Origin of the sequence: Pseudomonas fluorescens (genome assembly GCF_000802965.1) — a bacterium.
GTDB classification, from domain to species: domain Bacteria; phylum Pseudomonadota; class Gammaproteobacteria; order Pseudomonadales; family Pseudomonadaceae; genus Aquipseudomonas; species Aquipseudomonas fluorescens_A.
Map to the genome: position 1 here is coordinate 33,486 of NZ_JSAK01000028.1, position 22,902 is coordinate 56,387.

Genomic DNA, 22,902 nt, shown 5'->3' on the forward strand with positions numbered 1-22,902 from the left:
ACAATCGCCAAACGCCCGCGACCCACCGCCAGGAGGCAGCCATGCCCTATCGCCCTACCCCGCGTCGCTCTATGTCCATCCAGCTCAATGCCCTGCAACTGACCGGCAGCATCGCCCTCGGTCTGTGGCTGGGGTTCCTCGCGATCGCGCTGACCTGCTGGCTCGCTTCACGCTTTCTGTTCAACGAACAAATGGCTCCCGTGGCCCAGGCGATCGAGCAACTGGCCAAACCGCCTGTGGTGGCGCAACCGGTGCCGGATATCCCGCCACAGAGTCCTCTCTTCGAACAGTACGAAGAAAACCTGCGCAAGAACGAGCAGGCGCAACGACTCGATCAGGCGCGTAGCAGCAACCGCAATCTGTCGAACCCCAAATGCCAGTTCTGGCTGCAACAGGACCAGACGGCACCAAGCGAAAAAAGTCGCGCCAACGTCCAGCAATTCTGCGATTGATCATGAATAAACAAAGCGTCCACCAACTGATTCTCGACAAGCTGCGGATTGATCTCGATATTGCCGAGCGCGCTGCGCAAACCGCCTACGAGACCGCGACCCACGAAGAAAACATCGCCGAGAACAAGTACGACACATTGGGTCTGGAGGCATCTTATCTGGCCGCCGGGCAGGCCAAACGTGTCGAAGAGATTCGTCAGTCACTGGCGCTTTGCCAGAACCTGCTGCTGCGTCCTTACGACGAACAGCGTGGCATCGAAGTCGGCGCGCTGCTTGGCCTGGAAGACGAGAAGGGTCGCGAGCAGTGGCTGTTTCTGGCCCCAGATGCGGCAGGGCTGAAGGTCGATCTGGTGGGGCAGTTGATTACCGTCATCACCCCGCGTTCACCGCTGGGCAAAAGCTTGCTGGGCAAGTTCGAAGGCGATGAGGTGGAGATCCTGGTGGCGGGCGCTCGGCAACAGTTTGCTGTCACCGAGGTTATCTAGAGAGGCTTAATGGACCGGCAGCTCGACACCGTCGAACAGCTCTTCCAGTTCCTGTTTGTTGTGGCACTGAATGGCCTTGGCCATGACTTCGCGGGTCAGGTGCGGGGCGAACTTCTCGATGAAGTCGCACATGAAACCACGCAGGAAGGTGCCGCGACGGAAGCCGATCTTGGTGATGCTTGACTCGAACAGTTCGCTGGCATCGAGCACCACCAGGTCGCTGTCGAGTTTGGTGTCGACCGCCATTTTCGCGACGATGCCTACACCCAGGCCCAGGCGAACGTAAGTTTTGATCACGTCGGCGTCGGCGGCAGTGAACACCACTTTCGGTGTCAGGCCGCGATGGCTGAAGGCTTCGTCGAGCTTCGAACGGCCAGTGAAACCGAACACGTAGGTCACGATCGGGTATTCGGCCAGGGCTTCGAGGGTCAGCTTTGACAGCTTGGTCAGCGGGTGCCCCTGAGGCACGACCACGCAACGGTTCCAGCGATAGCACGGCATCATCACCAGATCGCCGAACAGTTCCAGCGCTTCGGTGGCAATGGCGAAATCCACGGTGCCGTCAGCGGCCATTTCGGCGATCTGCATCGGCGAACCCTGGTGCATGTGCAGGGCAACGTCCGGATATTGCTTGATGAAATTGCTGATCACCGGTGGCAACGCGTAACGCGCCTGGGTGTGGGTGGTGGCGATCGACAGGGTGCCTTTCTTCTCGTTGGAGAATTCCTGGGCGATCTGCTTGATGCTTTCAACCTTGCGCAAAATCTCGCCAGCGGTGGTGATAATGCGCTCGCCGGCCGGGGTGACGCGGGTCAGGTGCTTGCCGCTGCGGGCGAAGACCTCGACACCCAACTCGTCTTCCAACAGACGGATCTGCTTGCTGATGCCTGGCTGCGACGTATAGAGGCTTTGGGCTGTAGCGGAAACGTTGAGGTCGTGGTGCGCCACTTCCCAGATGTAGCGCAGTTGTTGAAGCTTCATATGAATCCCTCAAAGCAGATAGACGCCACGGGCATCAGCGACGGTATATATAACTATATTAATGGTTTGAAGAATAAATCTAGAACTTTTTATCAGATTGCCACTATTCGTGCTCTAGCGATCCCCTTGGCGACGACGTTGCACCAGCGGCACCAGGTAAACCGGCACCTTGGACAGCTGCAACACCCGCGCGGCGGTCCGGCCCAACGGTGTTTCCGCCCCGGCGCCATGGCTGTGGCTACCTAGGATCAACAAATCCACAGAGAGTTTCTGCGCCTGGTCGAGAATCACCTGCGACGGATCGCCCTGCAGCACCCGCACCGCCTGAATCCGCTTCAGGTCCTGCGCACCCTCCTCACCCAGTTCCTCGCGAAAACTGTCGAGCACCCGCTGCTCGATATTGGCGATCACCGTGTTCAGACCCTGACTATGAAATTCGTTCAGCGCCTGCTCGTCCAGATAGCTCTGTAGCACCGATTCGGCAAACAATCCCATGGGTTCAACCGCATGCACCACGTACAGGTCGGCATTGAATGTCCGGGCCAGTTCCAGGGCGTGCTGCATCACCACGGGTGCGTACAGGCCGAGGTCAGTCGCATACAGCATCGAGTGAATCATATGACCTCCTTGTGCCGACATGACGGAGATTTGATTCAGCTTAGCAGTGCCTTGGCGAGTACGACGGCCCGCGTAACGCGTTGAACCGTGGGCTTAAACCTTTAGCTCGTTGCTTATGCCATGGGGCACATGGCCGGTGGCGACCACTTCACGGGCCAACTCGCAATGACCGGCCTGATCATCGAAAAACACGTCGGCGGCGAACGCTTCGAGAAACGCCGATTTGGTCAGGCCGCCGAGAAACAGCGACTCATCCAGACGAATGTCCCATTCGCGCAAAGTGCGGATTACCCGTTCGTGGGCCGGCGCCGAACGCGCCGTCACCAGCGCGGTGCGGATCGGACAGGCGTCATCGGGGAACTCGCGCTGCAACAGATTGAGCGCGGCGAGGAAGCCCTTGAACGGTCCGCCGCGCAATGGCTCGCGCGCCGCTTCCCGCTCACTGGCCTGGAACGCTTCCAGACCACCGGCCTGATAGACGCGCTCCGATTCGTCGGAAAAAAGCACGGCATCACCGTCGAAGGCAATGCGCAATTCATCGCTGGCGGCGCGGCTGGCGCCACCCGAGAGAATAGTCGCGGCAGCAAACCCGGCGTCGAGTGCACTGCGCACGTCTTCGGCATGGGTCGACAGAAACAGGTCGCAACCGAAGGCCTTGAGGTACGGATAAGGACTGCGCCCACCGACAAACGCCGCACGGGAAATCGCCAGCCCGTAGTGATGGATCGAGTTGAACACGCGCAGCCCGGTGTCGGCACTGTTGCGCGAGACCAGGACCACTTCGACCCGGGCGCGGCCGAGGCTGGCATTGAGGTTGAGGAGTTTCTGCACCAACGGAAAGGCATCGCCGGGCTCGAGGATTTCGTCCTCGTGTTCGATCTGATATTGCCGGTAGGCTTCGACGCCGCTCGACAGGTAGACCTTGTGGCTTTCGCTCAAGTCGAACAGTGCGCGCGAAGAAATCGCCAGCACCAGCTTGTCATCGATGGTCTTTGCCATGCCCTTCCCCCTCAGGTAAATCGACCTGGCGGTTGCGTCGATCGATAAAACTCAAACTGCGATACAAGGCCTCGATGCGCGGCATCTCACACCCCGCCGCTTTGGCTGCCGCCAGTGGACGAGCGTAAATGGCCGCCAGTTCCAGCGGTCGCTTGTGCAGGAAGTCGTGGTACATGCTCGGCCAGTAATCGGGCATTTTCTCGGTCATCATGAACAGGTGCTCGGCATAACCCGTTGGCACGTCGTGGCCGCAAGCGATTGCGCCCTGCACCACTTCGGCCATCAGCGCCTTGACCATTTCCCGGCTATCCGTATCGGCCATCAACGGCGTGGTGCCCGCCCCAAGCAACACCGACAGACCGTTATAGGGAATATTCCAGACCAGTTTTTGCCAGCGCGCCTGATGCAGGTTCGCCATGCCTTGTGAGTCGATGCCCGCGGCACGGAACAGCCCAACGCCCTCCTCGACAATCGCTGCACGCGTTGCTTCGTCGGTGGCAGGACCGCTGTGGTAGCCGACATGCACCGCGCCGAGTGCCTGATGGGTAATCACGCCAGGCCCTTCACGATGCACGCAGATATAGCAGAGCCCGCCCAGAACATGCAGCGAATCGGGAAGCAACTCGCGCAGGCTGTCTTCGACATCCAGCCCATTTTGCAACAACAGCACGTTGGCATTCGGCGCAGCGGCCTGAAGAATGGCGGGAGCCAGGTCCGCATTGCTGGTGGTTTTCGCCCCGACCAGCAGCCAGTCGCACGGCGGCATGTCCTCGGCCGTTGAATAGGCCTGAACCGGATTCAAGGTCATGGCGCCAAAGGGCGCACTGTCTACATGCAGCCCGCGTTCAGCGACGGCGGAAAATTCACTGCGCAACAGAAAGTGCACATCGAAACCGGCACGCGCCAGCATCACGCCGTAGAAACCACCGATCGCACCGGTCCCGATAATACCGATAGTCGGTTTGGCAACTGCCCCCATCATGGCAACTCCTCTGCTGTTCGACTCAACGCCTGACGGACCGCCCGATTGAGTTCGGTGGCCGTCAGGCGCGAATGCAATGCCCCGAAGAACTCGCCGTCGCGCACCACAAACAGCGCCGGCAAATGAAAGACCTGATACCGCTCGACCACCCCGCCGTTGTTTCCGGCATCGATCCAGCACAATCGATCGACGTCCAGACCGAGTGCCGGCAACTGCTCACGGGCAAAACGGCAACTGGAGCAACCCACGCTGGTGAAAATCACCAGCGATACACCGCTCATCGTCAGCAGCCGTTGGTCGGCGTCGAAATCGGTCAGTTCCAATTCGACCACTATACTGCGGGAAAGAATGTCAGATGGCCGACACAGGGAGTCCGTGTTCATGGGACGTTTTATTCCTCATCCTGACGATGTGCCCGTCGAATTAACGTTGCTGACACCTGAGTGTATTTCACGGCAACAGCTGCACACTACCAGCCTCGGGGGCATGGCTTGCAACTATCACCGCGCCTGGCGCCACGGCACGGCGCTCGAAGTGCGCATGCCGACCTTGAATCCGGATTTACGCATCCTGGGCTATGTCGCGTGGTGTCTGCGACGCAAGCATGGCTATCTGGTGGGCATCGCGTTCGTCGATGAGCAGACGCTGTTCAGCGCCCGGATGGGCGAGCAGGTTTGCCAGATCGAACGCTACTGCCGCCAACACGATGCGCACAACGACCTGCAGGAGATTCAGGCCCTGGCCCTTGAATGGGTCCAGGAACATGCCGACGAGTTCTCCCAAGACACGGTCCACAGGCAATTTGCGCAGTCAATGCTGGATTAAAGCGCTGCCTGCCCATTGTCGAGCCACGGTGTAACGCGCTAAGGTTCGGCTCCCCGACGCGCTTAATTTGCTGTGCTCCGCCGCGCGGGTTCGCTGGCGGCCGGCACCCGTGACCTGACGAGTAAACGATGGCTGATTTACCGATCAACGACCTAAACGTCGCCTCCAACGAGACGCTGATCACTCCCGACCAGCTCAAGCGCGATATCCCGCTGAGCGACGCTGCCCTGCGCACCGTCACCAAGGGCCGCGAAGTCATTCGCAACATCCTCGATGGCAACGACCATCGCCTGTTCGTGGTGATCGGGCCTTGCTCGATCCACGACATCAAGGCCGCGCACGAATACGCCGAGCGCCTGAAGGTTCTCGCCGCGGAAGTGTCCGATACCTTGTATCTGGTCATGCGCGTGTACTTCGAGAAGCCGCGCACCACGGTCGGCTGGAAAGGCTTGATCAACGACCCGTACCTGGACGACTCGTTCAAGATCCAGGACGGTCTGCACATCGGTCGTCAGTTGCTGCTGGACCTGGCCGAAATGGGCCTGCCCACCGCCACCGAAGCCCTCGACCCGATCTCCCCGCAATATCTGCAGGACCTGATCAGCTGGTCGGCCATCGGCGCGCGCACCACCGAATCCCAGACTCACCGTGAAATGGCGTCCGGCCTGTCCTCGGCGGTCGGCTTCAAGAACGGCACCGACGGCGGCCTGACCGTCGCGATCAACGCCCTGCAATCGGTTTCCAGCCCGCACCGCTTCCTCGGCATCAACCAGGAAGGTGGCGTGTCGATCGTCACCACCAAGGGCAATGCGTACGGTCACGTCGTGCTGCGCGGTGGCAACGGCAAACCGAACTACGATTCGGTCAGCGTTGCCCTGTGCGAGCAGGCGCTGAACAAAGCCAAGATCAAGCCCAACATCATGGTCGATTGCAGCCACGCCAACTCCAACAAGGATCCGGCCCTGCAACCGCTGGTGATGGAGAACGTCGCCAACCAGATCCTCGAAGGCAACCAGTCGATCATCGGCCTGATGGTTGAAAGTCACCTGAACTGGGGCTGCCAGGCGATCCCGAAGGACCTCGCCGACCTGCAATACGGCGTGTCGATCACCGATGCCTGCATCGACTGGACTGCCACTGAGAACACCTTGCGCAGCATGCATGCCAAGCTCAAGGAAGTGCTGCCGAAACGCGCTCGCACCTGATCGCGCGTTTCGCCAGACAAAAAAACGCCGGGCTAAACCCGGCGTTTTTTTATGCGTTCGTTTTATTGAAGGTCACTGGCTCAGCTTGGCGGCGTGCCGCTGGTGACGCTCCATGTAGCGCTCGACGTAGGAGCACGATGGAATCACGGTGTAACCCATTTCCTCGGCATACTGCAGCGCCTGCTCTGTCAGTGCCGCGGCAATGCCACGACCACGCAGTGCGTTGGGTACAAACGTGCGATAGATATCCAGGGTCTGTTTTCCCAGATCCATATAAGTCAGGTAGGCACGATGACCGTCCACATTGGTCTCGAACTGATGACCAGCCTGGTCATGGTGGATGGACAACGCCTCGCTCATCACTACTCCTCGCGGGTCTTGGATTCCGACCCCTACCTTACCGATGTTTTTCCGGCGAAGGAACATCTACGCCACCCCGTGCCTGAATCGACACCGAGAAGAGCTGCACCAATCTCGCGCAACCGAGCACGTACAAATAGTAGGCACCATTGGCAAAAATGCTCAAGGTACGCTCGTCATCACGCAGGTTGGCGGGTGCTGCTCCGGGGCACGCAGGAACGGCGTCGACCGAAGATTCCTCGAGGTCGATAGCCTGAACATTGCCGGATGTTGAGACTTAAGACGAGCGCTCTATCTTAAAGTCACCAGAACATGGAGAAAGATATGAGAGGCATCGCGCAAAATCCGAACAAAAGTGTAGACGAATCCATCTAGGCGGACTTAGCCAAGGCTGGAAAAAAGAGCTTCTAGCGTGGGGAACTTTTCCTTGGCGGCTCGCTCAGATCGGGCCTTGTAGCTGGATATTTTTTAAACAACGCAGTTAAAAGTTGCTCGAAAAAGAATCAACGCCTACAATTTTTTTTGCTTCTTGCTTTACGTCAGTTTACTTACGACAAGTAATGGGTAGTATGTACGCCGGCTAATTCCTCACTCTGAGGAGATAGCTAATTAATGGAAAGTCCTTGAAGGGGAACACGATGAACAACGTTCTGAAATTCTCTGCTCTGGCTCTGGCCGCAGTTCTGGCTACCGGTTGCAGCAGCGCATCGAAAGAAACCGAAGCACGTCTGACCGCTACTGAAGACGCAGCTGCTCGCTCCCAGGCTCGTGCAGACGAAGCTTACCGTAAAGCTGATGAAGCTCTGGCTGCTGCTCAAAAAGCACAACAGACTGCTGACGAAGCTAACGAGCGTGCTCTGCGCATGCTGGACAAAGCTAGCCGCAAGTAATAATCCTTCGGGATTGTTATCAAGCCGACCCATTTTTTGGGTCGGCTTTTTTATTGCCTGGGGTTTTGTCCTGGCCATAAAAAACCCGCCGAAGCGGTCAGCTTCGGCGGGTTCTTTTCAAGCATTACTGCAGCGGATCGATCGGTGCGCTCGTGACCATCGACGTCGAAGTATTCGGCACGGCGATTTCCACCGGCAAACCATCTTCGGCAGCGACAACGTCACGCACCACATCCCAGTTCATGCGCAGGTTGTTAGTGATGTCTTCACGCTTGAGCATCGCATTGATCACGGCGGTGTGCTTGTCGACCACCGACGGGTTGCCGTTATCGTCCAGCGGCGTATGCGCCTCCAGATAGACCTTGCCGCCACTCACGCCGAACTTGTACGGGTCGTTGATGATCCGCACCGACGTACCGACCGGCACCATGCTCGCCATTTCCAGCACGTTGTTGTTGAACATCCGGAAGCAGCCGTGGCTGGTACGCATGCCGATGCCGAACTTCTTGTTCGAGCCGTGGATCAGGTAGCCAGGCGTGCCCAGATTGAATTTGAACGGCCCCAGCGGGTTATCCGGGCCGGCCGGCACCACATTCGGCAACGGGTCACCGTCGGCGGCGTGCTCTGCCTTGATCGACGCTGGAGGGGTCCAGGTCGGGTTAGGCGTTTTTGCAGTGATGGTGGTGTGGGCGATTGGCGAGCCCCAACCCTCACGACCGATACCCAGCGGGAATGTGTAGACCACATTCTTGCCTTTCGGGTAGTAGTAGAGACGGTATTCAGCCAGGTTGATCACGATGCCTTCACGCGGGCCCGGCGGCAGGATGAAACGGGTCGGCAGAATGATTTCGGTACCGGCACCCGGCAACCAGGCGTCGATGCCAGGGTTGGCCGCGACCATCTCCGTATAGCCCAGGTCGTAGGCAGTACCAAGGTCAGCGAAGGTATCTTCGTACTTGGCCTTGATGACTTGCACCTGGCCGACGATGTCTTCACCGGGCGGTGGCAGGGGCAGCTCCAATGCTGCGGCGGGACCTGCTACACAGAGGGCGGCAAGTGTCAGGCAGCGGGTGACGGCAGGAAAGCGCGGCAACATCCGGAAAATCCTTCGCATGATCAACAGAGGGTATAGGCGCGGGATTGTACACCGCCGCCTGGAATTTCGGGGAGTTGGCCGATAGCTTGCTATCTTTGGCCCTTAAAGCTCGAAACGCAGTTCCGGCCAGATCGGCGATGTGCCGCGTTTTTGCGACTCGAGAATGGCCCGGCACAGGGAGCACAGGCGCTGGTCCTGGAACACCCGGCGATCGACGCTCGACCAGCGAGGCTGTGCCGGCAACAGGCTGCCGCACAAGGTCCGGTCGGCCGAGCCACCCAGTTCCAGCTGACGCGTCACCAGATGCACCCGCACTTCCTGGCAGGCGAACAGATCCAGCTGTTCGTCAGGCTCGATCAGTTGATAGGCAAATAGTGACCAGGCGGGACGCGGCATCGGGGGCTCCAAATCGGGGGCGCCACCTTAGCCGAAAGCCCGCGCCTAGAAAAGAGTCATAACAGCGGTTTTAAGGTAGGCCAGACATTATCCAGTAACTTGTCCTGAGCCCCGGCCGCCGGGTGTATGCCATCGGCCTGCATCAAGTCCGGATGACCGCCCACGCCTTCGAGAAAAAACGGCACCAGCGGGATTTTCCTGTCGCTCGCCAGATTGCTGTAAACGTCAGCGAAGGCCTTGGTGTATCGCACGCCATAATTGGGCGGTAACTGCATGCCGAGTAGCAGCACCTTGGCGCCACTGGCCTGAGCGTTGTCGATCATCGAAGCAAGATTTTGTTGCAATTGCGTTGGCAGCAGTCCGCGCAGTCCATCGTTGCCACCCAACTCAAGGATGACCAGCTCCGGCTTATGCTCTGCAAGCAGCGCCGGCAGCCGCGCCTGGCCTCCGGCACTGGTGTCGCCGCTGATGGACGCATTGACCACCTTATCGTCGAAACCTTCGTGCTTGAGCCGTTGTTCAAGCAACGACACCCACCCCAAGCGGGTATCCAGGCCGAAACCGGCGCTGATACTATCGCCAACGATCAGGACTGTACCCGCCGCTGCGTTCTGGGCCATGCACATCAAGGCCAGGCCAGCACTCAAAAACCACACACGCATCGGATTCTCCATGGGCGCAAGCATTCTCACCGCGAAGAACCTCAGCAAAGTGGTCCCCAGCGCGGAAGGTGAACTGACTATCCTGCACGAACTCAGCCTGGAACTGAACAAGGGCGACAGCCTGGCCATCGTCGGCGCTTCCGGTTCCGGCAAATCCACCCTCCTCGGCCTGCTGGCCGGCCTCGACCTGCCGAGCAGCGGCGAAGTCACCCTCGCCGGGCAAGGCCTGAGCAACCTCGATGAAGACCAGCGCGCGCGCATTCGTGCCGAGCATGTGGGTTTCGTCTTTCAGTCTTTTCAGCTGCTCGACAGTCTCAACGCCCTTGAAAACGTCATGCTGCCGCTGGAACTCGATGGCCGCAAAGATGCCCGAGGACGCGCCACCGAGTTGCTTCAACGGGTCGGCCTGGGCCAACGCTTGACTCATTCGCCACGCCAGCTCTCCGGCGGCGAACAGCAGCGTGTGGCAATTGCCCGCGCGTTTGCCGCCGAGCCCGACGTGCTGTTCGCCGACGAACCGACCGGCAACCTCGATAGCCACACCGGCGAGCGCATCAGTGACCTGCTGTTCGAACTCAACAAGGAACGCGGCACGACTTTGGTGCTGGTGACCCACGATGAACGCCTGGCGCATCGCTGCCGGCGCCTGATCCGCCTTGAAGCCGGCCTGCTGGTCGCCCCTCTGGAGCCTTGATGGCACGCCTGCCGCTGTTACGCCTGTTCAGCCTCGCCATCCGCCAACTGCTGCGCGACGCCCGCGCCGGTGAGTTGCGTGTGTTGTTTTTCGCCTTGCTGGTCGCCGTGGCCGCGAGTACCGCCATCGGCTACTTCGGCGCCCGCCTGAACGGCGCCATGATGCTGCGCGCCACCGAGTTTCTCGGCGCCGACCTGCTGCTCGAAGGCAGTTCACCGGCACGACCCGAACAGATCAAAAGCGGCACCGAGCTGGGACTCGAACACGCGCAAGTGGTGGAGTTCTCCAGTGTCATCGCCACGGACAACGGCATCCAGCTGTCCAGCATCAAGGCGGCCGATAGTGTCTACCCGTTGCGCGGCGAACTGAAAAGCGCCCCAGCCCCATTCGCCACGGAAGTGCCCGGAGGCGGACCGAAACCCGGTGAAGCCTGGGTCGAAGCACGCTTGCTGACGGCGCTGAATCTGAAGATCGGCGACAACATCGATGTCGGCATGAAAACCCTGACACTGGCGCGGGTGCTGACCTACGAACCCGACCGTGCCGGCAACTTCTACAGCCTGACGCCCCGGGTGCTGATCAACCTCGACGACCTCGCGTCGACCGGCGTGGTGCAACCTGGCAGTCGCGTCAGTTACCGCGAACTCTGGCGCGGCAAGGCCGAGGCGCTGGAAACCTATCGCCAACTGATCAAACCCGGTCTGGCCGCCAACCAGCGCATCCAGGACGCCCGCGACGGCAACCGGCAGATTGGCGGCGCGCTGGGCAAGGCCGAGCGTTACTTGAACATGGCCAGTCTGGTGGCGGTGTTGCTGGCCGGTGTCGCGGTGGCGCTGTCGGCGACGCGTTTCGCCACTCGCCGCTTCGATGCCAGTGCGCTGTTGCGTTGCCTGGGTCTGTCGCGCCGGGAAACCATGGTGCTGTTCAGTTTGCAGCTGACCGTGCTCGGCCTGCTCGCCAGCCTCAGCGGCGCGGTCATCGGCTGGTTGGCGCAGCTTGGGCTGTTTGCCTTGCTTCACGATTTGCTGCCGACCGATGTACCACCGGGCGGACTGTTTCCAGCCATCGCCGGGATCGGCACCGGGCTGGTGGCATTGGCCGGTTTTGCCTTGCCGCCACTGGCGGCGCTGGGTCGAGTTCCACCGTTGCGCGTTTTACGCCGGGACATGCTGCCTATCCCTTCCAGTACATGGATGGTCTACGGCGCAGCGTTGGGCGCCCTCGGATTGATCATGTGGCGCCTGAGCCTGGACCTGCTGCTGACCTTCGCCCTGCTCGGCGGCGGCGTGATCGCGGCGCTGGTGCTCGGCGGTTTGCTCTTGCTGCTGCTGAAAAGCCTGCGGCGCATGCTCGCCCGCGCCTCCCTGCCGTGGCGCCTGGGGTTGGGTCAACTGCTGCGCCATCCATTGGCCGCCGCGGGACAGTCATTGGCATTCGGCTTGATCCTGTTGTCGATGGCGTTGATCGCCTTGCTTCGCGGTGAGTTGCTGGACACCTGGCAGAACCAGTTACCGAAGAACGCGCCGAACTATTTCGCGCTGAACATCCTTCCGGCGGACAAACAGGCCTTTGCAGATCGCCTGATGGAACTGTCGGCGCAATCAGCTCCGCTGTACCCGGTGGTGCCGGGACGGTTGATCAGCATCAACGGCGAACCGGTGCAGCAAATCGTCAGCAAAGAGTCGGCGGGTGATCGGGCGATCCAGCGCGATTTGAGCCTGACCTGGGCAGCGGACCTGCCAGCGGGTAACCAGATCACCGCAGGCAACTGGTGGCCGGAGCAGCCACCGGATGAAATCCCCGGTGTGTCGGTTGAAGGCAAAGTCGCTGAAAGCCTGAAGCTCAAGCTCGGCGACCACTTGGTGTTTACCGTCGGCGGGGTCAATCGCGAGGCGAAAGTCACCAGTCTGCGGGAGATCAACTGGGACAACTTTCAGCCGAATTTCTTCATGATTTTCCAGCCCGGCACCCTGAAGGATCTGCCGGCGACTTACCTCACCAGCTTCTATCTGTCGGCGGGTCATGATCAGCAGATCGTCGATCTGTCCCGGTCGTTTCCGGCGGTGACAATTCTGCAAGTCGAGGCCTTGCTGGAGCAGCTGCGCAGCATCCTCGCCCAGGTCACACTGGCAGTGGAGTACGTGTTGTTGTTTGTGTTGGCGGCGGGAATGGCGGTGCTGTTCTCCGGCCTGCAAGCGACGCTCGATGAACGCATCCGCCAGGGTGCGCTGCTGCGGGCGTTGGGAGCGGAACGGCAATTGCTGGTCAAGGCACGCCGGATCGAGTTTGGCCTGCTGGGCGCGGTCAGTGGATTGTTGGCGGCGCTGGGCTCGGAAGTGGTGAGCCTGGTGCTTTACCGCTACGCCTTTGACCTGCCCTGGCATCCGCATCCATGGCTGTTGGTGCTGCCACTGATCGGCGCGGTGCTGATCGGCGGCGCCGGCGTGTTCGGCACCCGTCGTGCCTTGAACGCCAGCCCGCTGACAGTGTTGCGCGAGGGTTGATAGACTCAACCCTTCTCAATCCCAAGAAGTCGCCATGAGCCGTTATCGCCCTCCCCGCACCGCCGGCACCGCGCTGATCACCCCCGAAGGTGAAGCGCGGATGCGCGCCGAATTTCACGAGCTCTGGCATGTGCGCCGACCGCAAGTGACGCAGTCGGTCAGCGAGGCGGCGGCCCAGGGTGATCGCTCGGAAAACGCCGAGTACACCTACGGCAAAAAGATGCTGCGCGAAATCGACAGTCGCGTGCGTTTTCTCACCAAACGCCTGGAAGCCCTCAAGGTGGTCAGCGAAAAACCCAGCGACCCGAACAAAGTGTATTTCGGCGCCTGGGTCACCATCGAGGATGAGGACGGCAAAGAGTCGCGCTATCGCATCGTCGGGCCGGATGAACTGGATTTGAAACAGGGCCTGATCAGCATTGACTCGCCACTGGCGCGCGCCTTGATCGGCAAGGCACTGGACGCCGAAGTTCGGGTCCAGACGCCAACCGGCGAGCAATGCGTGTATATCGTGGCGATCGACTACCCCTAGGCCTTAACGGCGGGTGATCAGCCCTTGTCGGGCAACGCGGGTCAGTTGCTTGATCATTTCCGGGGCGTCTTCGAAGCTGGGCGATTGAATCACCGCCAGGTCGAAACTGTCGCTGGCAAAGCGCGCCAGGGACTCACCGTCTTCGACGAACTGGATCAGGAACGCTGCCGGCCCACCGGTACGACGTGGCCAGCCATCGAGGTAGCGCAAGAGCGTCGGCTGGTGTTTACCGCCAAGCAGGATTTTGGGATTGCGCTGGGTGAGATGTGCCGTGATCGGCGCGGGGCGTACAACGGGGCTTAGTGCATTCATCGTGTCGTGTCTCTGCCTCAAAAGTCTGCATGGCAGGTGAGAGGCAACACCGAACCAGCGCTTTAGCGGTATTTCAAAGCCTGTTTCCAAGCTTCTATCGGCAACTGGATGAGTCACCTGGCGCCCCGCAAGTAGCTGTTTAAATCGGCGCATGAGCAGCATCCTAGAGAAGCTGACCGGACAGTGTCAAGAATGACGCGCAACAAAAAAGGCCCGCGTAATGCGGGCCTTTTCGTTGAGCCAGAGCGGTCAGCCAGCGATGGCGCGGTCGGCCGACAGCTTGCCGGCGCCTTCGATCAGTACCGCGATGCTGCCACCCAGCAGAGCCAAGGCGAACTCATAACCGTTGTTGGCCATGAACAAACCGTTGCTGATATGCACCGAGAAGATCGCCACCAGCGACAGGAAGGTCAGGCCCAATGCCGCCGGACGAACCAGCAAGCCAATGATCAATGCCAGGCCGGCGAAGAATTCGGTGCCGCCCGCCAGCGTCGCCATCAGGTAGCCCGGCGCCAGGCCGATGCTTTCCATGTACTGCGCGGTGCCAGCCAGACCATAGCCACCGAACGCCCCGAATAGTTTCTGCGAACCGTGGGCAGCGAAAATGACACCGACGAAAATTCGCAGAACGGTCAGGCCGTAGCCAGCGCGGGTAAACAGAACCTTGTTGATCAGTGAGCTCATGCTGTGTCATCCATTGTGAGAGTGTGTTGGGATTGGTCGCCATATTAATCAGTAAACATAATATTTAAAGCGCAAAAAACCGCTATAACACATCTGTTTATTCGATCACTTCCGCAGAGCAACCTTTTGCCCTGGGGCTCCAACGACTCTCGCTCCCGATCGAACGCCAAATAGTACTTGTTCACGCTATTAACATAGCTGACAGGTCCCATTCCCACCTGCTCCATGGCAATGCGCTCGACCTGAAAAAACCACTGATTGGGATTCAAGCCCCGCCGCCGTGCCTCGGCACGCATTCCTTGAACCCGCTCCGGCCCAATGTTGTAGGCCGCCAGCACGAACGCCATGCGCTCGCGCTCGTTGAGTTTCGGACTGGCGAAGAATTTGCGGCGAATCATCGCCAGGTACTTGGCCCCGGCCTGCACGTTCGCATCCAGCTCCTGAATGTTGTTGACCCCTACTCGCTGCGCCGCTGACGGGGTGATCTGCATCAGGCCGGTCGGCCCGCCATTACCTCGGGCGGTGGATTGCAGCCCGGACTCCTTGAACGCCAGCGCTGCCAGGTTCAGCCAGTCCATGCCTTGGGCGTCGGCGTGTTTCTGCAGAACCGGCCGAAGCTTTTCCAGACGCTGTCGATCGGCTTTTGCCAATGGATAGTGCACTTGATAGAGACGCCGATAGATCCGCAGGAAGGCGACGTCCTGATCCGACGGTTTTTTGTAGGTGGTTAGAAAGCGGTCGATACTGGCGCGCAGCATTGAGGCATCGCGACGCACGAACCAGAATTCCTCGCCCGGCTCACTGATCAGCACCTGTCGATCGATACGCAACTTGGGCAGGATCTTGCCCCAGCGCTCGGCGATCGGTTGTTCGACGATGGTCAGGTGGAAAATCCCGCCCTGGACCATCTCCAACACGTCCTCGACCGCCAGGCTTGGGTCGACCCACTCCACCGTCACGGGCGGCAGTTTGTGCAGGGCGAGTTTTTGATTGATCTGGCTGACGGCATCCCCGGCGGCGCTGCCGGTGGGTAGCGCCAGGGTTTTTCCCGACAGCTGTTCGAGGCGGGTATAACGACGCTCGCCTTTGATGCCCACCAGGACCAACGGAATGTCGCTGGCAATCGGTTCACTGGTGCTGACGGCATAGCCCGCTCGCAGATCCAGCAATTCTCCTGGCGCCACCAGATCACCCTCGCCGCGTTGCAACGCGCCGAGCAATTGATCCTTGGCTTTGGGAATGATCTTGAGGGAAATTTCCTGACCGTCACGGGCGTGGCCGTTGAGGTATTGCTCGAAGGCGCGCAAGCGGTGGTACTCGACACCGATGGCCTGGCCCTGGACTTCGCCAGAACTGTTACGGCTCTGGTTGACCAACACCCGCAGCACGCGGCTGCTGCGAATTTCCGTCAGGTCGCGCACCTTGCTCGCCGGCACGGCTTGCAGCGGCCCGGGCAGACGCGCGACCGCCGACATCGGCAGCAGCAGCGAACAACACAGCAGTAGCAAAACCGAGGGACGAATCATCCACTCTCCGGAAAGAATTCGGGTCGATCACATGATTGCGTTCATGAAATCAATCGACAGAAACAGAGCGCTTGAAGCGCCTGCAAAGTGCGAAAGACTGGCACAGTGATGGCACATTAACCACCCTGCCCTGTCCCGCGGCCTCAAGAGACAGCCATAACTCGTTGTAGTTCTTGGTTTTTCTTATAAATCTACAGCTCTGATATGCTTTCCGGCCTTTGGTCCGAGGTAGCACCATGCAACTCATCGATATCGGCGTCAACCTGACCAACCCCAGTTTTGCCGACAAGCACCAGGCGATACTCGACCGTGCCTACGCCGCCGGGGTCTGCCAATTAGTGCTCACCGGCACCCATGTCGAGAGCAGCGAACAGGCGCTGGAGTTGTGCCAGCAACTGGATGAAAGCGCTCAACGGCTGTTCTCCACCGCCGGCATTCACCCCCACGCGGCCAGCGACTGGAACGCCGACAGCGCACGACGTCTGCGCAGTTTGCTCAAGGAGCCGAACGTGGTGGCCGTGGGTGAATGCGGGCTGGATTTCAATCGCGATTTCTCGCCGCGCCCGCAGCAGGAAAAAGTCCTCGAAGAACATTTGGCACTGGCGGTCGAGTTGCAAATGCCGGTGTTCCTGCATGAGCGCGATGCCAGTCAGCGCTTGCTGGACATCCTTCGCGACTACCGAGACCAGTTGCCCGCAGCGGTGGTGCACTGTTTCACCGGTGAACAGAAAGCACTGTTCAGTTACCTCGACATGGATTTGCACATCGGCATTACTGGCTGGATCTGCGACGAGCGCCGGGGCACCCATTTGCATCCGCTGGTCAAGGAAATCAAACGCGGCCGCCTGATGCTGGAAAGCGATGCGCCGTACTTGCTGCCGCGCAGCCTGCGGCCCAAGCCGAAGAATGGTCGTAATGAGCCGGCGTTTTTGACCGAAGTATTGCGCGAAGTGGCGCTGCATCGCGGGGAGAGCGAGGAAGATCTGGCGGCGCACACCACCGCGTGTGCACGGGCGTTTTATGGATTGCCCATAATTCCTCAGTAACCATGAATCCCTGTGGGAGCGGGCTTGCCCGCGATGGCGTAGTGTCAGCCAACATCGTCAGCGCCTGATACATCGCTATCGCGGGCAAGCCCGCTCCCACAGGTTGATGGGTTGCCTGTTGATCCATATCAAGATTTGGCTTTCTGAATAGCGGCAAGATGCTGGCACCTTGCCAATGCTGTTTCCGCTATCAGAGAAGACCTCCATGGGTGCCTGGCTTAGCAATATCTCGCTTAAGTACAAATTCTGGGCGGTGAATGCCGTCGCCTTCGTGACCACACTGCTTTTGGTGCTGTTCGCCGTACAGCTCGAACAACAGGCCCGCAGCCATGCCGCCCAGCTATCCGCCCAGGCCCAGGCTAAATTGCTCAGCGCCTGGCCTGCCGGGCAGCCGCTGCCCCAAGTCGATAACGTGCTGACATTCAGTCGCGGGCACGCACCGTCGCTGAATGGGCAGTCGATCCTGGAACTCAGCGATGCAAAGGGCTGGGTCGATATCAATCCAATGCCGTTATTCGGTGACAACCTGCTGCTGGGGGCCGAGGTGTTCACTCGCGCGGACGGCCAGCAGGTCGCGGTCATTGCCCATGGCCCAAGCCTCAGCCAAGTGTTCGGCGAACGTTTCACCCATTATGCGGCGGCAGTGTTCATTCTGATGCTGGCGATGCTTGGCGCTTCACAATTGCTGATCCGCTTCCTGCTCAGTCAGCTCAACACCTTGAAAGACGTGATGCTCCACGTCGAGCGAAGCGGCGACCTGTCAGCCCGGGTGCCGCTGACATGCAGCGATGAGGTCGGGCAGATGGCGAACGCCTTCAACGCCATGCAGGCCGGGTATCAACGCGTGGTCAACACCGTCGCCAGCACCGCCCGCCAACTGGATGACGGCGCCGCACGGCTGGCATCGAGCATGAACGAAGTGCGCCACGGCATGCTCGGCCAACAGAGCGAAACCGATCAGGCAGCCACCGCGATCAACGAAATGACCGCCACCGTCCATCACATCGCCCAGCACGCTGGCGCCACCCGCGACCTCTCGCAATCCGCCGACACCCTGGCCGGCAGCGGGCAGGCAGTGGTGATGCGGGTGCAGAAGTCGATTGCCGGTTTGTCCACCGGGGTGCAGCAGACGGCCGAGATGATTCAGCGTCTGGCCGAAGACAGCCAGAAGATCAACGGTGTGGTCAGTGTGATTCACAGCATTGCCGAACAGACCAATCTGTTGGCGCTGAACGCCGCGATTGAAGCGGCCCGGGCCGGTGAAATGGGGCGCGGCTTTGCCGTGGTCGCCGATGAAGTGCGTAACCTGGCCAAGCGCGTACAGACGTCCACTGACGAAATCACCGTGATGGTCGCCGCATTGCAGGCCGGTACGCGGGACGCCGTGGATTTCATGCAGGAGAGTTCATTTAAGGCCGACGACTGCGTGCAGCAGGCGCAAGAGGCTGGCGTGGCGCTCACGGAAATCACCGGCGCGGTGGCACAGATGCGTGAAAGCAACACGCAGATTGCGGTGGCGGCCGAGCAGCAGAGCCAAGTGGCGGAAGAGATGAACCGGGCGGTGGTGAGCATTCGTGATGTGACCGAGAACACCGTGCGGCAGACCGTGAGTTCGGCGACGACCAGTAATGAATTGGCAGCATTGGCTGGCGAGTTGAGCAAGGCCATCGGGCAATTGAAGCTTTAGCGTCAAAAGATCGCAGCCTGCGGCAGCTCCTACAGGGATCGCGTTGCTGCCGTGCGATCTTTTCTGCCCATCAGATCTATTGCGCTGATAGCCAACCTTGATTCGCCGCCCGCCTCGGCCGGGCCTATTCTTCAATCAATGTGTTCAACATGGATCGAGGATTAGCATCATGGGTAAACGTCACCCCAACCTTCCCGCCTGGCAATGGCGTGCCTACCCGAACAATCACCAACACCCGACCAATCTGGTGTTGCACTTGATTGCCGTGCCGCTGTTCATCGTCGCGTTTCTGTTGATTGTTACCGGCGTGTTCGGCCTGAAGTTCGCCAGTATCGCTATCGGTGTGATCGGCGTGCTGGCCGCGTTGGGCTTGCAACGTCATGGCCACAGCCTGGAGGTGCAGGCCTCGGAGCCGTTCACCGATCGTAAAGATGCGGTGTCACGCCTGTTGGTCGAACAGTTCCTGACTTTTCCACGGTTCTTTCTCAGCGGTGGCTGGTGGCGCGCCTGGCGTGAGCGCCACCGTCGTCACTGATCAGGCGAACACCGTCACCGTCTGCCGACTCATGGCAATCAAGCGACCTTGCGCATCCCACAACTTCGCCGCCGCATGGCCATAGCCGTCGGCGGCGTGCTCGGTTTCGACGAGGTATTTGCACCAGTCCAGCGTGCTCAGTTCGAGCAACGGCTGGACGAATTCGATGGTCCAGGTCAGCGTGCTGCCCATCGCCGGTTTCTTCAGAAACGGCATCAGCGCCGGCGGCCAGGCGTCTACCAGCGCCAGGATGTGCGACTCGCTGAGCGCTTCTTCCTTCACATCACCGCGCAAACGTACCCAGCCGCCCATCTGCCGTGATGTATTGCCGGTGAACGGCAGACCACCGACGCTCCAGCGCATCGCCAGATGCCGCATGAATTCCGGCGTCACACCCTTGATGTACGGCAATTCCTGGCAGTCGTCCCAGTGCTTCATTTCGGGGGCTGGCTCAGCCGTCACGGCCACTTCCGAAGGACGCGAGGCGCCGAAGCTGCCCTGGATCAACGTCACCACCTGACCCTTCTGCATCGCTCGACCCAGCACCTGGCTGACAGCCTTGCCTTCGCGCAACACATCGACTTCAAAACTGACCGGTACTTCTGGCTCGACCGGCCCCACGAATGTGACCGCCAGCGAACGCACCAGACGATCCGCCGGCACCTTCGCGCGCATGGCTTCGTACTGCAAGGCGGCCACCAGGCCACCGAAACTGGCGCGCCCCTGCGCCCATCCGGCCGGGATAGACAATTCCAAGGGCTGGCGGCGGACGGCGTCTAGCAGATCGGAAAAGCGCATGAAAACCTCAAGGGCAGAAATATGAATGAAAGGATCTTAACCAGCCCGCGAGGTTGGCACAGTGATTATTCCGGCCAAATTGACTGACAGATGAGCCGTGTAGGAGCTGCCGATGGCTGCGGCGAAGATCAAAAGATCGCAGCCTTCGGCAGCTCCTACAGGGATCGCGGTGGGTTCAGGACTTGAAGCAAGCCTTGATGAGTTTGTCGAGGACACGGTCGGCGCGTTGTTCGGCTTCGGCCATGGTGGTTTTCCAGGCGGCGATGCAGGGCTGCAGATCCGCTTCGTGTTCGGCGATGGCCAGCCATTGCCAGCAGTCGTGCCAATCGCCCAAGGCGCCTTGCGCCGCTTTGAGCCTTGGCAGCGCCGGTTTCGGCAGGCGATCGAGCTCGGGGTAGGCCTCGATGCCATAGCGCACACGCTTGATCAGCAAGCGCAAACGATGACGGTCGTGGGCCGGGTCGTGCAGGGCTTCATCAAGTTTCTTCCATTGCTTGGCCAGGCGCTTCTCGATTTGCTTGCGCAGCCCCTTGAGCAGTCCCTGACGCTGAGCGGCCCGCAGGAACCGCGGGAACGCGTCGCAGATCAACAACAATTGCGCAAGCTCGGTACTCGCCGCCACCGCCGGATAAGCTTCGGCCATCTGCGCCATGCGCCGCTGTGCCGCTTCGGGTTGATCGTGCTCGAGCAAGTACGCCGCCAGCACTTCGCGATCGCGCAACGGCGTGGTCAGATCACCGACATGAGACGCCGCCGCTTCCAGCTGTTCAACACCGGGCAAGCCGCGCAATGGCCGCAGCAGGCTGCGCATGCGGCGAACCGTAGTGCGCAGGTCGTGCAACGCTTCAGGGTCGGTACGGGCGTTCAAACGCGCCTGACAGGCCAACAGACGAACTTCCAGGCCCAGGACGTGAGCTACCAAGCGGTCGATCATGGCGTTTACTCCGTAAACAACACTTCCAACCCTGTAGGAGCTGGCTTGCCAGCGATAGCGATCTCAGGGTCGCGGGATATTCGAGGGCCAATCGCCGGCAGGCCGGCGCCTACAGTTCAGTTAGCGCCCTGCGCGAGACTCACGAATATAGAAACGTGCCTTCTCGGCTTTCTTGGTGCAGCCTTCGAATCCTTCAAACTGCTGCTGGGTCTTGGCCGCGGTCAGCAGCGACAGGGCCTTGGAGTAGCTGACGGTCCCGGCAAAACCTTCCGCCTTGGCCAGGTCCAGTTCATGCCACGCGGCGTCCAGGTTGCTGCCGCAACTGTCACGGTAAGCGGTTTTACCGGCACAACCGGCAAGTGCCAGGGCAATCAATGGCACACAGATCCAAGCTTTCATCACTCACACCTCAAAGATAGGTCAAACATTCGTGCAGGTAGGACGGTCTGGCACGGGAAAAGTGCCGTCCATCGCCAGCGCAACTATAGCGCCCGCGAGAATATTCTTCTGCCACCATGGAGTATCGAAAAAACGACGCAACCCAATCGCCGAACGACCTTAACGATTGAAGCACGCCCCTCGATGGGTGCATTGTTGAACCATTCAAACGAGGGCGATTCATGAAGAAGCGTGTCGCACTGGTGCTGGGCTCAGGTGGAGCCCGTGGTTATGCCCATATTGGAGTGATTGAGGAGATCGAACGGCGCGGCTACGACATTGCCTGCATCGCCGGTTGCTCGATGGGTGCAGTGGTCGGCGGGATCTATGCCGCCGGCAAACTCAACGATTATCGCGACTGGATCGAGAGCCTGGATTACCTCGACGTGTTGCGCCTGGTGGACGTCAGTTTTCGCCTCGGGGCGATTCGCGGGGAAAAAGTCTTCGGGCAGATCCGCAAGATTGTCGGCGAAATCAATATCGAAGACCTGCGCATTCCCTACACGGCGGTGGCCACCGACCTGACCAACCAGCAGGAAATCTGGTTCCAGGAAGGTTGCCTGCATCAGGCAATGCGCGCCTCGGCGGCAATTCCCAGCCTGTTTACCCCGGTGATGCAGGGCAATCGAATGCTGGTGGACGGCGGCATTCTCAACCCGCTGCCAATCGTGCCGGTGGTGTCGAGCCATTGCGATTTGATCATCGCGGTCAACCTCAACTCCACCAACCAGCGTCACTACCAGTTACCGGTGATCCAGCGCCCCGCGGCGTTTAAAAGCCGTTTCAACAGCCTGATCAACTCCCTCGGCTCGAAAATGCCATTCCGGCGCACTCAGGCCGAACAGTTGCTGCGGTTGGAACAGGAAGCGTTGCTGGCAGACGCGGCCGAGATCAACCCCTGGATCGAATCCGCCGAACCCGAGGCGCAACAACCGGCAGCCGCTCCTGAACGCGAGGGCGCGCCGAAGTCAGCCACCGGTTCGTTCATTATCGATAACGTCGGGCCGGCGTCATTACTGGACTTAATCAACCAGAGTTTCGAGGTGATGCAGACCTCGTTGGCGCAGTACAAGATTGCCGGGTATCCGCCAGATATTCTGATCAACGTGCCGAAGCGGGTGTGCCGGTTTTTCGAGTTTTACAAGGCGCCGGAATTGATCGCGCTGGGACGGGAGATTGCGCGGGATACGCTGGATCGGTACGAGAGCGAGCGGGATTCCTGAGATTCTCGGGTGCAAGAGAGGGCCTCATCGCTGGCAAG

General features: G+C 60.0%; 27 protein-coding genes. 12 read left to right on the forward strand and 15 right to left on the reverse strand.

Annotation, left to right across the window (positions count from 1 at the left end; all coding sequences use genetic code 11):
* Window positions 1–41: 41 nt before the first annotated feature.
* Together NL64_RS22000 and NL64_RS22005 are read left to right on the forward strand one after the other, a co-directional pair.
* On the forward strand, window positions 42–452 hold the full coding sequence (locus tag NL64_RS22000) for a hypothetical protein (RefSeq protein WP_034150162.1): 411 nt from the start codon (window positions 42–44) through the stop codon (window positions 450–452).
* A gap of 2 nt (window positions 453–454) precedes the next feature.
* Window positions 455–937 carry a GreA/GreB family elongation factor gene (locus tag NL64_RS22005; RefSeq protein WP_034150163.1) on the forward strand — a complete coding sequence of 161 codons (483 nt, stop codon included), beginning with the start codon at window positions 455–457 and terminating at the stop codon, window positions 935–937.
* Window positions 938–943: 6 nt separating this feature from the next.
* On the opposite strand, the gene cysB is transcribed toward NL64_RS22005, so the two are convergent.
* The 5 genes from cysB to NL64_RS22030 form a co-directional block, all read right to left on the reverse strand.
* A complete protein-coding gene (cysB, locus tag NL64_RS22010) occupies window positions 944–1,918 on the reverse strand; it encodes an HTH-type transcriptional regulator CysB (RefSeq protein WP_007899921.1) in 975 nt (324 codons plus the stop codon).
* Window positions 1,919–2,032: 114 nt separating this feature from the next.
* On the reverse strand, window positions 2,033–2,536 hold the full coding sequence (locus NL64_RS22015) for a universal stress protein (protein ID WP_034150164.1): 504 nt from the start codon (window positions 2,534–2,536) through the stop codon (window positions 2,033–2,035).
* Window positions 2,537–2,629: 93 nt separating this feature from the next.
* Window positions 2,630–3,535, reverse strand: coding sequence for a 5'-nucleotidase (locus NL64_RS22020; RefSeq protein ID WP_034150165.1), 906 nt, complete (start codon window positions 3,533–3,535; stop codon window positions 2,630–2,632).
* Window positions 3,516–4,517, reverse strand: a complete 1,002-nt coding sequence (locus tag NL64_RS22025; protein ID WP_052321281.1) for a putative 2-dehydropantoate 2-reductase — start codon at window positions 4,515–4,517, stop codon at window positions 3,516–3,518. Before NL64_RS22025 ends, NL64_RS22020 begins: the two co-directional genes overlap by 20 nt.
* Window positions 4,514–4,900, reverse strand: coding sequence for a thioredoxin family protein (locus NL64_RS22030; protein ID WP_034150166.1), 387 nt, complete (start codon window positions 4,898–4,900; stop codon window positions 4,514–4,516). The genes NL64_RS22025 and NL64_RS22030 overlap by 4 nt, the downstream gene beginning before the upstream one ends.
* Here NL64_RS22030 and NL64_RS22035 point away from each other — a divergent pair.
* A complete protein-coding gene (locus tag NL64_RS22035; protein WP_034150167.1) occupies window positions 4,899–5,342 on the forward strand; it encodes a PilZ domain-containing protein in 444 nt (147 codons plus the stop codon). The two genes, NL64_RS22030 and NL64_RS22035, sit on opposite strands and share 2 nt — an antisense overlap.
* Window positions 5,343–5,470: 128 nt before the next feature.
* Window positions 5,471–6,547: a 3-deoxy-7-phosphoheptulonate synthase gene (locus tag NL64_RS22040; RefSeq protein WP_034150168.1), complete on the forward strand. Its 1,077-nt coding sequence runs from the start codon at window positions 5,471–5,473 to the stop codon at window positions 6,545–6,547.
* 72 nt (window positions 6,548–6,619) lie between these two features.
* On the opposite strand, the gene NL64_RS22045 is transcribed toward NL64_RS22040, so the two are convergent.
* Window positions 6,620–6,907, reverse strand: coding sequence for a GNAT family N-acetyltransferase (locus tag NL64_RS22045; RefSeq protein WP_020800382.1), 288 nt, complete (start codon window positions 6,905–6,907; stop codon window positions 6,620–6,622).
* A gap of 638 nt (window positions 6,908–7,545) precedes the next feature.
* On the opposite strand from NL64_RS22045, the gene oprI reads away from it, so the two are divergent.
* Window positions 7,546–7,797, forward strand: coding sequence for an outer membrane lipoprotei OprI (oprI, locus tag NL64_RS22050; protein WP_003199355.1), 252 nt, complete (start codon window positions 7,546–7,548; stop codon window positions 7,795–7,797).
* A gap of 124 nt (window positions 7,798–7,921) precedes the next feature.
* Here the strand turns inward: oprI and NL64_RS22055 are convergent, their stop codons facing one another.
* The 3 genes from NL64_RS22055 to NL64_RS22065 form a co-directional block, all read right to left on the reverse strand.
* The gene (locus NL64_RS22055; RefSeq protein ID WP_034150169.1) at window positions 7,922–8,893 is read right to left on the reverse strand and encodes a L,D-transpeptidase family protein; all 972 of its coding nucleotides are present in this window, start codon (window positions 8,891–8,893) and stop codon (window positions 7,922–7,924) included.
* A gap of 102 nt (window positions 8,894–8,995) precedes the next feature.
* The gene (locus tag NL64_RS22060; protein WP_003226812.1) at window positions 8,996–9,289 is read right to left on the reverse strand and encodes a hypothetical protein; all 294 of its coding nucleotides are present in this window, start codon (window positions 9,287–9,289) and stop codon (window positions 8,996–8,998) included.
* Window positions 9,290–9,345: 56 nt separating this feature from the next.
* Window positions 9,346–9,951 carry an arylesterase gene (locus tag NL64_RS22065; protein ID WP_034150170.1) on the reverse strand — a complete coding sequence of 202 codons (606 nt, stop codon included), beginning with the start codon at window positions 9,949–9,951 and terminating at the stop codon, window positions 9,346–9,348.
* 10 nt (window positions 9,952–9,961) lie between these two features.
* Between NL64_RS22065 and NL64_RS22070 the strand changes: the two genes are divergently transcribed.
* Genes NL64_RS22070 through greB form a run of 3 tightly spaced genes read left to right on the forward strand, consistent with a single transcriptional unit; the run spans window position 9,962 to window position 13,681 of the window.
* On the forward strand, window positions 9,962–10,645 hold the full coding sequence (locus NL64_RS22070) for an ABC transporter ATP-binding protein (RefSeq protein ID WP_034150171.1): 684 nt from the start codon (window positions 9,962–9,964) through the stop codon (window positions 10,643–10,645).
* Window positions 10,645–13,149 (forward strand): ABC transporter permease, encoded by a 2,505-nt coding sequence (locus NL64_RS22075; protein ID WP_034150172.1) that lies wholly within the window; start codon window positions 10,645–10,647, stop codon window positions 13,147–13,149. The genes NL64_RS22070 and NL64_RS22075 overlap by 1 nt, the downstream gene beginning before the upstream one ends.
* 34 nt (window positions 13,150–13,183) lie before the next feature.
* Entirely contained in the window at window positions 13,184–13,681 is a 498-nt protein-coding gene (gene greB / locus NL64_RS22080) for a transcription elongation factor GreB (RefSeq protein ID WP_034150173.1), read from the forward strand.
* 3 nt (window positions 13,682–13,684) lie between these two features.
* Here greB and NL64_RS22085 read toward each other — a convergent pair whose 3' ends face one another.
* The 3 genes from NL64_RS22085 to NL64_RS22095 form a co-directional block, all read right to left on the reverse strand.
* A complete protein-coding gene (locus NL64_RS22085; protein ID WP_034150174.1) occupies window positions 13,685–13,993 on the reverse strand; it encodes a hypothetical protein in 309 nt (102 codons plus the stop codon).
* A gap of 249 nt (window positions 13,994–14,242) precedes the next feature.
* Window positions 14,243–14,677 (reverse strand): DoxX family protein, encoded by a 435-nt coding sequence (locus tag NL64_RS22090; RefSeq protein ID WP_034150175.1) that lies wholly within the window; start codon window positions 14,675–14,677, stop codon window positions 14,243–14,245.
* Window positions 14,678–14,721: 44 nt separating this feature from the next.
* Window positions 14,722–16,203, reverse strand: a complete 1,482-nt coding sequence (locus tag NL64_RS22095; RefSeq protein WP_437176931.1) for a transglycosylase SLT domain-containing protein — start codon at window positions 16,201–16,203, stop codon at window positions 14,722–14,724.
* Between the two features lie 236 nt (window positions 16,204–16,439).
* Here NL64_RS22095 and NL64_RS22100 point away from each other — a divergent pair, with 236 nt between their 5' ends.
* The 3 genes from NL64_RS22100 (at window position 16,440) to NL64_RS22110 (ending at window position 19,471) form a co-directional block, all read left to right on the forward strand.
* Window positions 16,440–17,249 carry a TatD family hydrolase gene (locus NL64_RS22100; RefSeq protein WP_034150176.1) on the forward strand — a complete coding sequence of 270 codons (810 nt, stop codon included), beginning with the start codon at window positions 16,440–16,442 and terminating at the stop codon, window positions 17,247–17,249.
* Between the two features lie 205 nt (window positions 17,250–17,454).
* On the forward strand, window positions 17,455–18,936 hold the full coding sequence (locus NL64_RS22105; RefSeq protein WP_034150177.1) for a methyl-accepting chemotaxis protein: 1,482 nt from the start codon (window positions 17,455–17,457) through the stop codon (window positions 18,934–18,936).
* A 169-nt stretch (window positions 18,937–19,105) separates the two neighbouring features.
* Complete coding sequence (locus NL64_RS22110) at window positions 19,106–19,471, forward strand: terminase (RefSeq protein ID WP_034150178.1); 366 nt, start codon at window positions 19,106–19,108, stop codon at window positions 19,469–19,471.
* On the opposite strand, the gene NL64_RS22115 is transcribed toward NL64_RS22110, so the two are convergent.
* The 3 genes from NL64_RS22115 to NL64_RS22125 all read right to left on the reverse strand — a co-directional run bounded on the left by NL64_RS22115 (window position 19,472) and on the right by NL64_RS22125 (window position 21,602).
* A complete protein-coding gene (locus NL64_RS22115; RefSeq protein WP_034150179.1) occupies window positions 19,472–20,269 on the reverse strand; it encodes an acyl-CoA thioesterase in 798 nt (265 codons plus the stop codon). It abuts the gene before it with no gap.
* A gap of 175 nt (window positions 20,270–20,444) precedes the next feature.
* Window positions 20,445–21,203 carry a CHAD domain-containing protein gene (locus NL64_RS22120; RefSeq protein WP_034150180.1) on the reverse strand — a complete coding sequence of 253 codons (759 nt, stop codon included), beginning with the start codon at window positions 21,201–21,203 and terminating at the stop codon, window positions 20,445–20,447.
* Between the two features lie 120 nt (window positions 21,204–21,323).
* Entirely contained in the window at window positions 21,324–21,602 is a 279-nt protein-coding gene (locus NL64_RS22125) for a hypothetical protein (protein WP_034150181.1), read from the reverse strand.
* Between the two features lie 221 nt (window positions 21,603–21,823).
* Between NL64_RS22125 and NL64_RS22130 the strand changes: the two genes are divergently transcribed.
* Window positions 21,824–22,864 (forward strand): patatin-like phospholipase family protein, encoded by a 1,041-nt coding sequence (locus NL64_RS22130; protein ID WP_034150182.1) that lies wholly within the window; start codon window positions 21,824–21,826, stop codon window positions 22,862–22,864.
* Window positions 22,865–22,902 lie beyond the last annotated feature (38 nt).

Coding starts and splice junctions, on each gene's coding strand:
- NL64_RS22015 (WP_034150164.1), bottom strand. CDS start 2,536: ATGATTCACTCGATGCTGTATGCGACTGACCTCGGCCTGTACGCACCC.
- NL64_RS22000 (WP_034150162.1), top strand. CDS start 42: ATGCCCTATCGCCCTACCCCGCGTCGCTCTATGTCCATCCAGCTCAAT.
- NL64_RS22125 (WP_034150181.1), bottom strand. CDS start 21,602: ATGAAAGCTTGGATCTGTGTGCCATTGATTGCCCTGGCACTTGCCGGT.
- NL64_RS22020 (WP_034150165.1), bottom strand. CDS start 3,535: ATGGCAAAGACCATCGATGACAAGCTGGTGCTGGCGATTTCTTCGCGC.
- NL64_RS22090 (WP_034150175.1), bottom strand. CDS start 14,677: ATGAGCTCACTGATCAACAAGGTTCTGTTTACCCGCGCTGGCTACGGC.
- NL64_RS22070 (WP_034150171.1), top strand. CDS start 9,962: ATGGGCGCAAGCATTCTCACCGCGAAGAACCTCAGCAAAGTGGTCCCC.
- NL64_RS22120 (WP_034150180.1), bottom strand. CDS start 21,203: ATGATCGACCGCTTGGTAGCTCACGTCCTGGGCCTGGAAGTTCGTCTG.
- NL64_RS22105 (WP_034150177.1), top strand. CDS start 17,455: ATGGGTGCCTGGCTTAGCAATATCTCGCTTAAGTACAAATTCTGGGCG.
- greB (WP_034150173.1), top strand. CDS start 13,184: ATGAGCCGTTATCGCCCTCCCCGCACCGCCGGCACCGCGCTGATCACC.
- NL64_RS22100 (WP_034150176.1), top strand. CDS start 16,440: ATGCAACTCATCGATATCGGCGTCAACCTGACCAACCCCAGTTTTGCC.
- NL64_RS22030 (WP_034150166.1), bottom strand. CDS start 4,900: ATGAACACGGACTCCCTGTGTCGGCCATCTGACATTCTTTCCCGCAGT.
- NL64_RS22040 (WP_034150168.1), top strand. CDS start 5,471: ATGGCTGATTTACCGATCAACGACCTAAACGTCGCCTCCAACGAGACG.
- NL64_RS22065 (WP_034150170.1), bottom strand. CDS start 9,951: ATGCGTGTGTGGTTTTTGAGTGCTGGCCTGGCCTTGATGTGCATGGCC.
- NL64_RS22045 (WP_020800382.1), bottom strand. CDS start 6,907: ATGAGCGAGGCGTTGTCCATCCACCATGACCAGGCTGGTCATCAGTTC.
- NL64_RS22035 (WP_034150167.1), top strand. CDS start 4,899: ATGGGACGTTTTATTCCTCATCCTGACGATGTGCCCGTCGAATTAACG.
- oprI (WP_003199355.1), top strand. CDS start 7,546: ATGAACAACGTTCTGAAATTCTCTGCTCTGGCTCTGGCCGCAGTTCTG.
- NL64_RS22130 (WP_034150182.1), top strand. CDS start 21,824: ATGAAGAAGCGTGTCGCACTGGTGCTGGGCTCAGGTGGAGCCCGTGGT.
- NL64_RS22055 (WP_034150169.1), bottom strand. CDS start 8,893: ATGTTGCCGCGCTTTCCTGCCGTCACCCGCTGCCTGACACTTGCCGCC.
- NL64_RS22115 (WP_034150179.1), bottom strand. CDS start 20,269: ATGCGCTTTTCCGATCTGCTAGACGCCGTCCGCCGCCAGCCCTTGGAA.
- NL64_RS22075 (WP_034150172.1), top strand. CDS start 10,645: ATGGCACGCCTGCCGCTGTTACGCCTGTTCAGCCTCGCCATCCGCCAA.
- NL64_RS22060 (WP_003226812.1), bottom strand. CDS start 9,289: ATGCCGCGTCCCGCCTGGTCACTATTTGCCTATCAACTGATCGAGCCT.
- NL64_RS22085 (WP_034150174.1), bottom strand. CDS start 13,993: ATGAATGCACTAAGCCCCGTTGTACGCCCCGCGCCGATCACGGCACAT.
- NL64_RS22110 (WP_034150178.1), top strand. CDS start 19,106: ATGGGTAAACGTCACCCCAACCTTCCCGCCTGGCAATGGCGTGCCTAC.
- cysB (WP_007899921.1), bottom strand. CDS start 1,918: ATGAAGCTTCAACAACTGCGCTACATCTGGGAAGTGGCGCACCACGAC.
- NL64_RS22095 (WP_437176931.1), bottom strand. CDS start 16,203: ATGATTCGTCCCTCGGTTTTGCTACTGCTGTGTTGTTCGCTGCTGCTG.
- NL64_RS22005 (WP_034150163.1), top strand. CDS start 455: ATGAATAAACAAAGCGTCCACCAACTGATTCTCGACAAGCTGCGGATT.
- NL64_RS22025 (WP_052321281.1), bottom strand. CDS start 4,517: ATGATGGGGGCAGTTGCCAAACCGACTATCGGTATTATCGGGACCGGT.